This is a genomic window from Isoptericola sp. NPDC055881 (assembly GCF_053615895.1).
Window position 1 is genome coordinate 13,336 of the sequence record NZ_JBSHCR010000028.1, and the last position, 12,968, is coordinate 26,303.

General features: G+C 74.8%; 11 protein-coding genes. All 11 read right to left on the bottom strand.

Features of this window, described 5'->3' with window-relative positions:
- Positions 1-21: 21 nt before the first annotated feature.
- Entirely contained in the window at positions 22-1,575 is a 1,554-nt protein-coding gene (locus ACWGKI_RS10505; protein WP_380241418.1) for an anthranilate synthase component I, read from the bottom strand.
- Between the two features lie 47 nt (positions 1,576-1,622).
- Positions 1,623-2,057 (bottom strand): phosphoribosyl-AMP cyclohydrolase, encoded by a 435-nt coding sequence (gene hisI / locus ACWGKI_RS10510; RefSeq protein ID WP_452186811.1) that lies wholly within the window; start codon positions 2,055-2,057, stop codon positions 1,623-1,625.
- A gap of 130 nt (positions 2,058-2,187) precedes the next feature.
- Complete coding sequence (locus ACWGKI_RS10515; protein WP_452186765.1) at positions 2,188-3,996, bottom strand: ABC transporter ATP-binding protein; 1,809 nt, start codon at positions 3,994-3,996, stop codon at positions 2,188-2,190.
- Positions 3,993-5,924: an ABC transporter ATP-binding protein gene (locus ACWGKI_RS10520; protein WP_452186767.1), complete on the bottom strand. Its 1,932-nt coding sequence runs from the start codon at positions 5,922-5,924 to the stop codon at positions 3,993-3,995. Before ACWGKI_RS10520 ends, ACWGKI_RS10515 begins: the two co-directional genes overlap by 4 nt.
- Before the next feature lie 10 nt (positions 5,925-5,934).
- Positions 5,935-6,708, bottom strand: a complete 774-nt coding sequence (gene hisF / locus ACWGKI_RS10525) for an imidazole glycerol phosphate synthase subunit HisF (protein WP_380241390.1) — start codon at positions 6,706-6,708, stop codon at positions 5,935-5,937.
- Positions 6,709-6,715: 7 nt separating this feature from the next.
- The gene (locus tag ACWGKI_RS10530) at positions 6,716-7,723 is read right to left on the bottom strand and encodes an FKBP-type peptidyl-prolyl cis-trans isomerase (protein WP_452186769.1); all 1,008 of its coding nucleotides are present in this window, start codon (positions 7,721-7,723) and stop codon (positions 6,716-6,718) included.
- A gap of 56 nt (positions 7,724-7,779) precedes the next feature.
- Positions 7,780-9,141, bottom strand: a complete 1,362-nt coding sequence (gene pafA, locus ACWGKI_RS10535) for a Pup--protein ligase (RefSeq protein WP_380241386.1) — start codon at positions 9,139-9,141, stop codon at positions 7,780-7,782.
- 34 nt (positions 9,142-9,175) lie between these two features.
- Positions 9,176-9,898, bottom strand: a complete 723-nt coding sequence (gene prcA, locus ACWGKI_RS10540; protein WP_380241384.1) for a proteasome subunit alpha — start codon at positions 9,896-9,898, stop codon at positions 9,176-9,178.
- Entirely contained in the window at positions 9,895-10,788 is an 894-nt protein-coding gene (gene prcB / locus ACWGKI_RS10545) for a proteasome subunit beta (RefSeq protein WP_452186771.1), read from the bottom strand. The genes prcA and prcB overlap by 4 nt, the downstream gene beginning before the upstream one ends.
- Positions 10,789-10,794: 6 nt before the next feature.
- Complete coding sequence (locus ACWGKI_RS10550) at positions 10,795-10,992, bottom strand: ubiquitin-like protein Pup (protein ID WP_380241378.1); 198 nt, start codon at positions 10,990-10,992, stop codon at positions 10,795-10,797.
- A 178-nt stretch (positions 10,993-11,170) separates the two neighbouring features.
- A complete protein-coding gene (dop, locus tag ACWGKI_RS10555) occupies positions 11,171-12,880 on the bottom strand; it encodes a depupylase/deamidase Dop (RefSeq protein ID WP_452186813.1) in 1,710 nt (569 codons plus the stop codon).
- Between the last annotated feature and the right edge of the window lie 88 nt (positions 12,881-12,968).

The following is a 12,968-nucleotide window of genomic DNA, read 5'->3' on the forward strand; positions in this document are numbered from 1 at the left end:
CCCGTCAGTCGTGCGCACGGCTCACAGCGCCCGGAACCGCGCGGCCAGCTGCACGGCGCGCACCGCGGCGGCCGCCTTGTTGCGCGACTCCTCGTACTCCAGCGCGGGCACCGAGTCCGCGACGATCCCGCCGCCGGCCTGCACCCACGCCCGGCCGTCGCGGATGCACGCCGTGCGGATCGCGATGGCCATGTCCATGTTGCCGCCGAAGTCGAAGTACCCGACGGTGCCGCCGTAGATCCCGCGGGACGCGGGCTCGAGCTCGTCGATCAGCGCGATCGCCCGCGGCTTGGGCGCCCCGGAGAGGGTGCCCGCGGGGAACGTCGCGCGCAGCGTGTCGAGCGCCGTCGCACCGGCCCGCAGCCGGCCGACGACGGTGGAGCACAGGTGCATGATGTGGCTGAACCGGCGGGTGGCCATGAACTCGACCACCTCGACCGACGTCGGCTCGCACACCTTGACGAGGTCGTTGCGCGACAGGTCGACCAGCATGAGGTGCTCTGCGCGCTCCTTCGGGTCGGCGAGCAGCTCCTCACCGAGCGCGACGTCCTCCTCCACCGTGGCCCCGCGCGGACGCGAGCCGGCGATCGGGTACGTCGTCACGTGCCCGTCGGTCACCTTCACCAGCGTCTCCGGGCTGGACCCGACGACGGAGAGCTCCCGCCCGTCCGGCCCGGTGAGGCGGAAGTAGTACATGTACGGGCTGGGGTTGATGGTGCGCAGCGCCCGGTAGACGTCCAGCGGCGCCGCCGGGCAGTCCAGGCCGAGGCGCTGGGAGAGCACCACCTGGAACACCTCGCCGTCGCGGATCGCCTCCTGGCCCGATCGCACCGCCGCCTCGAACTCTGCCCGCGTGGAGCGGAACTCGAGGTCGGGCTCGGCCACCTCGTCCGGGCTGCGCAGCACCGTCGGCACGGCGGGAGCCGGGGCGGCGAGGCGCGCCTGCATCGCGTCGAGGCGGGCCACGGCGTCGGCGTGCGCCTCGTCCACGCGCTCGTCGGTGCCGTCGCCGTTGATCGCGTTGGCGATGAGCCACACGGTGCCGGTGTGGTGGTCGATCGCGACGAGGTCGGTCGCGAGGCTCAGGGCGACCTCCGGCACGCCGAGCTCGTCGGGGGCGTTCGCCGGGAGCGTCGGCTCCCAGTGCCGCACGACGTCCCACCCGAGCGCGCCGGTGAGCCCGCCCGTCAGCGGCGGGAGCCCCTCGACGGGCGGCGTGCGCAGCGCCTCCAGCGCCGCGCCGAGCACGTCGACGACGTCGCCCTCGGTGGGGATGCCGGCGGGCACGTCACCGTGCCACACGGCCTGCCCGTCACGGGCGGTCAGGGTGGCTCGCGAGTCGACCCCGACGAAGGACCACTGCGACCAGCCCCCCGACGACTCGGCGGACTCCAGCACGAAGGTGCCCGGGCGGTCCTGCGCGAGGGTGCGGTAAAGGCCGACCGGGGTCACGTCGTCGGCCAGCACGCGCCGCACCACGGGGATCACGCGCCGGTCGGCGGCCAGCGCGCGGAACGTGCCCAGGCCCGGCCACGTCGCGCCCCACGCCAGGTCCTGCGCCGAGGGGCCTGCCACGGGGGCGGCCTCGGGGGCGGGGTGGGGCTGCGTGACGGCGGGCGTGGTCACCGGTCCTCCTGGGTGGTGTCGGTCGGGCTGTCGGCGGGGGTCGGGCTCGCGGGCGGGAGGGGCGCGACGACGGCTCCCAGGTCCCCGCCCGCCTCGAAGCAGGTGCGGGTGCCGGTGTGGCACGCGGCGCCCACCTGGTGCACGCGCACGAGCAGGGCGTCGCCGTCGCAGTCCAGGGCGACGGACCGCACGAGCTGGGCGTGCCCGGAGGTGTCCCCCTTGCGCCAGTACTCCTGCCGCGACCGGCTCCAGAACGTCACCCTGCCCTCGGTGAGGGTGCGGCGCAGCGCCTCGTCGTCCATCCAGCCCAGCATGAGCACCTCGCCCGAGTCGTGCTGCTGCACGACAGCGGCGACGAGGCCGTGCTCGTCGCGCTTGAGCCGTGCCGCGACCGCCGGGTCGAGCGAGGCGTCGTGCGCGGTGCCGTGCACGGTGTCGTGCGCGGCGCCGAGGGGTGCGTCGGGGAGGGCGGGCGTGGTCACCCGAGCATCTTGACACGTCGGCGACGCCCCTCGGGACGAGGTCCGCCGGTCAGCGTCCCCCGCCCGCGGCCCGGGAGGCTCAGCGCGTCTGCGCCACCCAGCTCGCGTGCATCCGGGCGTACACGCCGCCCGCCGCGGCCAGCTCGGCGTGCCCGCCGACCTCGACCACCCGGCCCTCGTCGACGACCACGACGAGGTCGCTCGCCTCGGCAGTCGAGAGGCGGTGCGCGATCGTCAGGGTGGACCGGCCCGAGGTCAGCGAGTCCAGCGCCCGCGCGATCCGGACCTCGGCGGCGGGGTCCACGGCGGAGGTGGCCTCGTCCAGCACCAGCAGGTCCGGCGCGGCGAGGTAGGCGCGGGCGATCGCGACCAGCTGCCGCTCCCCCGCGCTGAGCCCCTCGCCGCGCTGCCCGACCGGGGTCGCCAGGCCCTGCGGCAGGCCCGCGACCCAGTCCGTCAGCCCGAGCGCGTCGACCGCCTCCGCGACCCGTGCTGCCACCGCGGCACCCCCCGCCCCGGTCGCGGCGTCGTCGCCCCGCAGGCCGTACGCCACGTTCTCCGCGACCGTGCCGTCGAAGAGGAAGCCCTCCTGGGGCACCAGGACCACGCGTTCCCGCAGCGAGTCGAGGGTCAGGCCGCGCAGGTCGGCACCGTCCAGCAGCACCTGGCCCGCGGTCGGGTCCATGAGCCGGGTGACGAGCTTGGCCACCGTCGTCTTGCCGGACCCCGTCCGCCCGACGACGGCGACCTTGCGGCGCGCGGGGATCTCCAGGTCCACCCCGTGCAGCACCTCCGGGCCGCCCGGGTACGCGAACCGGACACCCCGCAGCGTCACCGCCGCGGGGCCGCGCGGGCTGGGCTCGGCGTCCGCGGCCTCCGCCACGTCGACCGGCGTCTCCAGGACGGCGAGCACGCGCCGCCAGCCGGCCACCGCGTTCTGCAGCTCGTTGAGGATCTCGGTGGCCTGCTGCACGGGCCCGGTGAAGAGCTGCACCAGGAACAGGAACGCCACCACCTGCCCCGCCGTGAGCCCCCCGCCCACCCCGAGCAGGGTGCCGACGACCACCACCACGGCGAGCACCAGGTTGGCGACCAGCACACCGCTCGAGAACACGGTCGACACGAGGAGCTGGGCGCGAGCCTGTGTCGCGCGGGTCTCCTCGATCGCCGCGTCCACCCGGCGGCCCGTGCGGCGGGCCACGCCGTAGGCACGCACGGTCTCGGCGCCGACCACGGCCTCGGAGATCGCGCCGAGCATCGCGCCGACGGCCTGCCGCACGGCCGCGTAGGCCCGGTTGACCGAGCCCTGCGCCCGGCGCAGCAGGAGGAACAGCGGGACGAAGCACGCCCACACCACGAGGGTCAGCTGCCAGGAGTACACCGCCATGAGTGCCGTGGCGACGAGGACCTGCAGCGTGGAGACGAGCAGCTGGATGCCGCCCCACTGGACGAACAGCGAGATCGTGTCGACGTCGGAGGTCACCCGCGACACCAGCGCGCCCCGCCGCTCCGTCCCCTGCGCCAGCGTGGACAGGTCGTGCACGTGCCGGAACGCCTGCACGCGCAGCGCCGCCAGGCCGGCCTCCGTGCGGCGGAACAGCCGCACGTTGACCACGGCCGTGCACAGGCCGGCGACGACCACCGCCCCCGCGGCCAGCCCCGTGAGCAGGGCGACGCGCCCGGCGTCGGGACCACCCGCGGCGAGGATGCCGTCGTCGATCGTGCGCTGCACCGCGACGGGCACGACGACGCGCCCCGCGGCGGCCAGGACCGCGAGCGCCAGCGTGACCCACAGGCCGTCGACGATCTGCGGGGAGATCTGCACGCCTCGGCGGAGGGTGGCGAGCACGCCCAGGTCGCTGGCGGCGGCGATGCGCGACTCGCTCATGCGGCCCCCTCCCCGTCCTGCTCCGGTCCGGCGTCGTCCACGTCCTGCCCGGCGGCCCGCTCGTCCGCGACCTCGCGTGCCCGCCGGGCGGTCTCCCGCTCGTAGGCGGTGGCCAGCGCTCGGTACCCGTCGTCGCGGTCGAGCAGCTCCTCGTGCCGGCCGACGTCGACCACGCGCCCGCCCTCCAGGTGCACCACGACGTCGGCCAGCGCGACCGACGACATGCGGTAGGCGACCATGACGACCGTCGTGGCGCGTGCACCGTCGGCGGCACGCACGCTGGACAGGGAGCCGAGAATCTCCGACTCCACGCGCGGGTCAACCGCCGAGGTGGCGTCGTCCAGCACGAGCAGCCGTGGCCGGCGGACCAGCGCCCGCGCGATGGCGAGCCGCTGCCGCTGGCCGCCCGACAGGTTGGCGCCCCGCTCGCCGAGGGGTGCGTCGAGCCCGCCCGGCAGCTCGCGCACGACGTCGTCCACGCGGGCCACGCGCAGCGCCTCCCAGACGGCGGCGTCGTCGGGCGCGCCGTCGTCCCCGACGTCGGCGAGGCTGACGTTCGCGCGGACGGTGTCCTCGAAGACGAAGGTCTGCTGGGTGACGAGCGCGACCTGCGCGGGGATCTCGCCGGCGGCGAGGTCCCGCACGTCGGCCCCGTCGAGCAGCACCCGTCCCCGGGTGGGGTCGCTCAGCCGGGCGAGCAGCGACACCAGGGTGGTCTTGCCCGCCCCGGTGCTGCCCACCACGGCGACGGTGGCGCCGGGCGCCACGTCGAGGTCCACGCCGTCGAGCAGCGTGGACGTGGCCCCGGCCGCCGGGACGTCGACGCCGACGCCGTCGAGCCGCACCCCCAGCCCGCCCCCCGCCCGGGGCAGGGCGTGCTCGCCGGCCACGAGGGTGACCGGGGCGTCGAGCACCCCGGCGATCCGGTCGTAGCCCACGAGGGCGCGCGGCAGCTCACCGAGGACCCAGCCGAACGCGCGCACGGGCACCGCCATGACGGTCAGCAGGTAGGCGGCGGTGACGACGTCGCCCGTGTCGACGGCCCCGACCGACGCCCGCCAGGTCCCCACGCCGAGCACGACGAGCGTGCCCAGGGACGGCAGCAGCTCGATGACCGGGTCGAACATCGCCCGCACCGTGCCGACGCGCACGTTGGCGGCCCGCAGCGCGTCCGTACGCTCCGCGAACCGGGCCTCCTCCCGGCCGGCGGTGCCGAGCGACTTGACCAGGAGCGCCCCTTCGAACGACTCGTGCGCGACGTCGGCCACCTCGGCGCGCAGCTGCTGCGCGCGCGTCACGGCGGGCGTCATGTGCCGCTGGAACACGACGTTCGCGGCGACGGCGGCCGGGACGACCAGGAGCGCCGCGACGGCGAGCCACACGTCGACCGCCAGGAGCATCCCGGCGGCGACGGCGATCATCACGACGACGCCGAGCGCGAAGGGCAGCGGGTTGAACACGCCGGTGGCGGCCTCGACGTCGGCGCTCGCCGCCGACAGGAGCCGCCCTGCCGGGTGCGCGCGGTGCCAGGAGACCGGCAGGCGCAGGTACTGCCCGGACAGGCCGCGTCGGTGGTGCGCCTGGATGGCCGCGAACCCGTAGCCCGCCCAGACACGCCGGCCGGCGACGCCGAGGGCGAGGGTGAGGGCGACGGCGGCGAGCACGAGGCCGGCCAGCCAGATGCGCCCCTGCGCGGCGGTGTCCCCCGCGACGGCGGGCACGACGACGGCGTCGGTGGCCCAGCCGACCGCGCGGCTCACCGCCACCGTGGCCGCGCCGAACACCGCCGAGGCGCCCACCGCCAGCACGTACAGGCGGGGTTCGGATCGCATGCCCCGCCACACGAGGGTCCACGAGCGGCGCAGCCGCGAACCGGAGAGCGTCAGCCCCTCCGGACGACGGGCGCCGGTGCCGGGACTGCCGCTCATCGACAGCCGCTCATCGACGGACCTCGATGCCGGCGGCGGCGAGCGCGTCCTTGACCTGCCCGACCGTCAGGGCGCCGAAGTGGAAGACGCTGGCGGCGAGCACCGCGTCCGCGCCGGCGCGCGCCGCGGCCACGAAGTGCTCCGGCTCCCCGGCACCGCCCGACGCCACGAGGGGCACGTCGACCCGCTCCCGGACGGCCGCGAGCATCTCGAGGTCGAAGCCCGCGGTGGTGCCGTCGGCGTCCATGGAGTTCAGCAGGATCTCGCCCGCGCCGAGGTGTGCGGCACGCGCCGCCCACTCGACGGCGTCGAGGCCGGTGCCGCGGCGACCGCCGTGGGTCGTCACCTCGAAGCCGGAGGGCGTGACCGTCCCCCCGGTGACGCGGCGGGCGTCGACGGACAGCGTCAGGACCTGGCGCCCGAACCGGGCGGCGATCTCCGCCACCAGCTCGGGGCGCGCGATGGCGGCCGTGTTCACGCCCACCTTGTCCGCGCCGGCGCGCAGCAGGCGGTCGACGTCCTCCGTCGAGCGCACCCCGCCACCCACCGTGAGCGGGACGAAGACCTGGTCGGCGGTGCGGCGCACCACGTCCACCATGGTGGCGCGGTCGCCCGACGACGCCGAGACGTCGAGGAACGTCACCTCGTCCGCGCCCTCGCGGTCGTAGCGCGCGGCGAGCTCGACGGGGTCGCCGGCGTCGCGCAGGTGGGTGAAGTTGACGCCCTTGACGACCCGCCCGTCGTCGACGTCGAGGCACGGGATCACACGGACGGCCACGGACATGCGGGACTCACCCTTCCTTGCTGTCGTCGCCGGGCTGCTGCTCCGGCTCTCCGCCGTCGTCGCCCTGGGACTTCCCGGCGGACTTTCCGGTGGACTTTCCGGTGGACTCGTCTTCCGTCACCTGGAAGTGCGCGTCCAGGATGTCCACGACGTAGACCAGGGTCTCGCCGGCGAGGTCGCTGCTGGTGCCACCGTAGCCGAGGCTCGGGGGCACGACGAGCAGCACCTGGGAGCCGACGGTCTGCTCGACCAGCCCCTGGTCCAGGCCGTCCACGAGCTGGCCGATGCCGATCGTGGCGGACTGCGGCCTGGTTCCCGGAGTCCACGTCGTGTCGAACTGCTTGCCGTCGCTCCACCGCACCGCCGTGAACCGCATCGTGACGACCTGCCCGACCTGCACCTGGGGGCCGGTCCCGCGCAGCAGCGGCTGCACCTGCAGGTCCTCCGGAGGCGCCCCCTTGGCCGGCACCCGGACGGTCGGCGTGCCGTCGTCGGCCCGAGCGACCGTCGGCAGGCCGTCCGCGACGGGCACCTCGACGCCGGACGCGCGGGTCGGCAGCACGTCGACCACCAGGATGACCGGCACCCCGTCGTCCTCCTCGACGAGCAGCATGCGCGCGCCGACCTTCTGGCCGCGCAGCGTGTCGTAGAGGTTGGAGCCGAGCGACTCCGGCGACATCGTGTACCAGGCCGGGGCGTCGATGTACGTGCTGGAGATGACGGTGCCGTCCCGCCCGTTCTCGGCGTACATGTTCAGCAGCACCGGCTCGTCGTCGACGACGGCGTCGCCCGACCCCGGCCACACGGTCCGTGCACCCGGGCGCACCACGTCGTAGGGCTGCTCGTAGTGGAGGGCGGGCGGCTCGCCGACGGCACCGGACACCTGCACGGGTGCCACGGACGGCTGCGACGACGGCCCGTCGCCCAGCCCGCCCAGCAGCGACGAGCCGCAACCACCGAGGACGAGGGAGCCGCCGAGTAGCAGGGCCAGCAGGAGGGTCAGTCGGCGGAGCACCGCGACAGTCTGCCACGGCCACCGGTCCCGGCCGCGCGGACGCCCACCGTGCGCCGCTACATGGACTCGATCAGCCGGTCGACGCGCTCGTCGACGCTGCGGAACGGGTCCTTGCACAGGACCGTGCGCTGCGCCTGGTCGTTCAGCTTCAGGTGCACCCAGTCCACGGTGTAGTCGCGTCGCGCCTCCTGCGCGGCGCGGACGAAGTCGCCGCGCAGCTTGGCCCGCGTGGTGGGCGGCGGGACCGCCGTCGACTCGAACACCTCGAGGTCGGTGACCACGCGCTCCACCATGCCGCGGGCGGCGAGCAGGTTGTACAGCCCCTCGGTCCGCGAGATGTCGTGGTAGGCGAGGTCGAGCCGGGCGATGCGCGGGTCGTCCAGCGGCAGGTCGTGCTTGGCTTGGTACCGCTCGATCAGGTTCAGCTTGATCACCCAGTCGAGCTCGCGCTCGACGAGCGACAGGTTGCCGGACTCCAGGGCGCGCAGCCCGCGCTCCCACAGGTCCAGCACCTGCTTGACGACGGGCGTCGCGCCGTCGTGGCTGTCCACGTGCTCGCGCACCCGGTGGAAGTACTCCCACTGGATGTCGACCGCCGTGGCCGTGCGGCCGTTGGCGAGCTGCACGGGGTGCAGGCCGGTGCGGTCGTGGCTGATCTCCCGGATGGCGCGGATCGGGTTCTCGAGCGACAGGTCGCGCATCGGCACCCCGGCCTCGACGAGACGCAGCACGAGGTCCGTCGCGCCGACCTTGAGCATCGTCGTGGGCTCGGCCATCGAGGAGTCGCCCACGATGACGTGCAGGCGGCGGTAGCTCTCGGCGTCGGCGTGCGGCTCGTCGCGCGTGTTGATGATCGGGCGCGACCGGGTGGTGGCGCTGGAGACCGCCTCCCAGATGTGGTCGGCCCGCTGCGACAGGCAGTACACCGCCCCGCGCGGGGTGGCGAGCACCTTGCCCGCGCCGGTGAGCACCTGCCGGGTGATGAGGAACGGCACCAGCACCTCGGACAGCCGGGAGAAGTCCCCCTGCCGGCGCACGAGGTAGTTCTCGTGGCAGCCGTAGGAGTTCCCCGCCGAGTCGGTGTTGTTCTTGAACAGGTGCACCTTGCCCGACAGGCCCTCGTGCTCGAGTCGCTCCTGCGCGTCGGCGACGAGGCCCTCGAGGATGCGCTCGCCGCCCCGGTCGTACGCCACGAGCTGGTGCACGTCGTCGCACTCGGCCGTGGCGTACTCGGGGTGCGAGCCGACGTCGAGGTAGAGGCGGGAGCCGTTGCGCAGGAAGACGTTCGACGACCTCCCCCACGCCACGACCTTGCGGAACAGGTAGCGCGCCACCTCGTCCGCGGACAGGCCGCGCCCGTCGTCCGCCGCGCACGTCACTCCGTACTCGGTCTCGAGACCGAAGATCCTGCGGTCCACGACGTCTCCCCTCTGTCGGCCCTGCTCGCCCGTCTCAGTCGCCCGGCTGCTCGAGCAGCCCGGCCAGCGCGGCACCCTGCAGCCGGCGGAACGCCCGCCGCCGGCCTCCGCGCTCCAGCACCGCCACCTCGAGGCCGGCGGGTGCGATCTGGCGCTCCTCGCCCGGCGCAGCCACCGAGCCGTCCGCCCCGACCGCGCCGAGCGTCCGCACCGCGAGCGCGATCGTCTCGGCCAGGGACATCCCCTCGTGCCAGGCCTCGCCGACGCGCGCGCCGAGCTGCTCCGCCTGGCCGCCCATGACCACGTGGCCGTGCTCGTCCGCGACCGAGCCGTCGTAGGACAGCCGGTAGATCTGGTCGGCCGACGGCGTCGCCCCGACCTCCGCGACGACCAGCTCCACCTCGAGCGGCTTGGACTCCGTGGTGAACACCGTGCCGAGCGTCTGGGCGTACGCGTTCGCGAGCCCGCGCGCGGTGACGTCGGTGCGGTCGTAGGAGTACCCGCGCAGGTCCGCGTACCGCACGCCGGCGACCCGGAGGTTCTCGAACTCGTTGTACTTGCCCACCGCGGCGAACGCGATGCGGTCGTAGATCTCCGAGATCTTGTGCAGCGCCCGCGACGGGTTCTCCGTCGCGAAGGCGATGCCGCCCTCGTAGGCCAGGACGACGACCGAGCGGCCCCGGGCGATGCCCTTGCGGGCGAAGTCGGCCCGGTCCTTCATCAGCTGCTCGGGCGAGACGTAGAACGGCATCGTCATGCGCGCGCACCTCCCCGCGTCCCGCCGCCCGCAGGGCGGTCCCCGTGGGCGGCGCGGTGCGCCGCCCCTCGCTCGGCGACGATCCGCTCGACCGTCGCCGCCAGCTCGTCGTCGCCCACCCGGCGCACGCCGTCCGCCGTCACGACCGTCACGACGGGCCAGATCTGCCGGACGGGGTCCGGGCCGCCGGTCGCGCTGTCGTCGTCCGCCGCGTCGTAGAGCGCCTCGACCGCGACGCCGACGGCGGCGTCGGCGTCGAGCCCCGGTCGCCACAGCTTCTTCAGGGCGCCGCGCGCGAACACCGAGCCCGACCCGACCGTGTGGTGGTCGTGCTCCTCGTACCGGCCACCGGTGACGTCGTAGCTGAACAGCCGGCCGTACCCGCGGTCGAGGTCGTAGCCGGCGAACAGCGGCACCACCGCGAGGCCCTGCAGGGCGAGCGGCAGGTTCCCGCGGATCATGGTCGACAGACGGTTGGCCTTGCCGTCGAGGGACAGCAGCGAGCCCTCGATCTTCTCGTAGTGCTCCAGCTCGAGCTGGAAGAGCCGCACGAGCTCGATCGCCACGCCTGCCGAGCCGGCGATGCCGACCACCGAGTACGCGTCGGCCGCGAAGACCTTCTCCATCTCCCGGCTCGCGATGAGGTTGCCCGCGGTGGCCCGGCGGTCGCCCGCCATGATCACGCCGCGGCCGCCGTCGTCGGACCCGAACGTCAGGGCCACGATGGTGGTCGCGTGCGGCGCCAGGCCCTCGGCGGACGCACCCCCGGAACCGGGCCGTCGGCCGGGCAGGAGGTCCGGGGAGTACCCCGCGAGGAAGTCCACGAACGAGGACGAGCCAGGACGCAGGAACGCGTCCGGCAGGCGTCCCGAGGTGTCAGCGCTGGTCATGGGCGATCACTGACCGCCCTTCTGGACGAAGCCGCGGACGAACGACTCGGCGTTCGTCTCCAGGACCTCGTCGATCTCCTCGAGGAGGGCGTCCACCTCGGCGTCCCGCTCGGTCGCCGCCGGGGCCACCGGCGCGGGGGCGCCCGCGTCGTCGTCGGGCGTGCGGTCCTCGTGCTGCGGGTTGATCCGTTCCTGACCGGCCATGGTCCGCCTCCTTCGCTGCTGCGGAGTCCCCGAGAGGAGCTCCGGGGAGAGTCTCGCGTCGTCAGCCTATGCGCTGCGGGCGACACTGCGCGGCGACGTCCACGCGCGTTGCGCCCAGGGCTGAACGAGTCCACCCGCAGGGCACCCGGAGCGGCCCCGACAAGGGCGTCGCCGCCGGTCAGTCGCCTCCGCGCAGCCCCTTGAGCAGGGCTGCGGCGTCCGGGCTGGCGTCGAGCAGGGCGCCGATGTGCGCCCGGGTCCCGCGCGACGGGTCGAGCATCGGCACCCGTTGCAGGGCGGCCGCCCCGGGGACGTCGAAGATGACGGAGTCCCAGCTCGCCGCGGACACCTGGTCGGCGTAGCGCGCCATGACCTCGCCGCGGAACCACGCGCGGGTGTCGGCCGGCGCGTGGTGGACCGCGTCGGCGACCCGCTCGTCGTCGACGAGCCGCTCCACGGCCCCCGACGCCACGAGCCGGTGGTAGATGCCGCGCTCGGGTCGCACGTCGGTCCACTGCAGGTCCAGCGCGTGCAGGCGCGGGTGGTCCCAGCCGAGACCGTCGCGCGAGCGCATCCCCTCCAGGAGCCGGCGCTTCGCCACCCACTCGACCTCGCGCGCGCAGGTCGCCGGGTCGGTGGCGAGCCGGCCCAGCACCGACCGCCAGCGGTCGAGCACGTCGGCGGTCTCGGCGTCGGACGCCCCGGCCGCGAGCGCCGCCACCGACCGGGCGGCGACGTCGGCGTACGCCTCCTGGACCTGCAGGGCGGTGAGGCGACGGCCGTCCGCGAGCTCGAGCGTTGCCGTCAGGTCCAGGTCGCGCGAGACCCGCTGCACGTCCGCGACCGGGTCCACCAGCCGCAGGGCCGCGAGCTCGGCCCGCGCCGCCACGCCCGCCTCCGCCAGCTCGTCCAGGTGCTCGAGCACCCACAGCACGAGGGACGTGGTGCCGAGCTTGAGGAACGTCGCCACCTCGAAGAGGTTGGCGTCGCCGATGATCAGGTGCAGGCGGCGCCAGCGCGTCCGGTCCGCGTGCGGCTCGTCGCGCGTGTTGACGATGGGACGGCGCAGGGTCGTCTCCAGCCCCACCTCGGCCTCGATGTAGTCCGCGCGCTGCGAGAGCTGGAACCCCGCCTCGGCCCCGGTGGGCCCGAGGCCCACGCGGCCCGACCCGGTGAAGACCTGGCGGGTCACGAGGAACGGCGTCAGCAGGTCGACGAGCGTCCCGAACGGCAGGCCGCGGTCGACGAGGTAGTTCTCGTGCGTCCCGTAGCTGGCGCCCTTGCCGTCGACGTTGTTCTTGTAGAGCACGACGTCGCCGCCCGGCACCTCCGCGAGCGCGCGGACCGATGCGAGCATCACCCGCTCGCCCGCCACGTCCCACAGGACGCCGTCGCGCGGGCCCGTCACCTCCGGGGACGAGTACTCCGGGTGGGCGTGGTCGACGTACAGTCGCGCGCCGTTGGTGAGGATGCAGTTCGCGGCGCTCGGGTCGTCGTAGTCCTCGGCCGCCGGGCGCTCCACCTCCTCCGGCTGCTGCCGGGGCGGGCGCGACGCCGCCCTGCCCCGCGCCGACGCGCCCGGCGTCCCGGCCGCGGACGCGACCTGCGCCGAGGCCGGCGTGTCGCCGGCACCGCCCACCGGGCCGGACGGCGCGGGCCGGGACGGGTCGTCGGTCAGGAGCGACGGGTGCGCCGAGGCGCGCTGCAGGTGGAACCCGCGGGCGTCCTGCAACGGGTCCTCGTCGTCGTAGTCCCACCGCGCCGGCGGCCTGGCGCCCGCGCTGGCCACGAGGGCGCGGTACGTCATGACCACCTGCGAGCTCATCAGCATCGGGTTGGCCATCGGCCGCCCCGGTGCCAGCACGCCGTACTCGGTCTCGATCCCCATCACGCGACGAACGCTCACGCCACCACCCTAGGTGTCCGGGAACGAGATCGAGGTACCTGTCTCGACGCCGCCCCGGGGACGGTGTCGA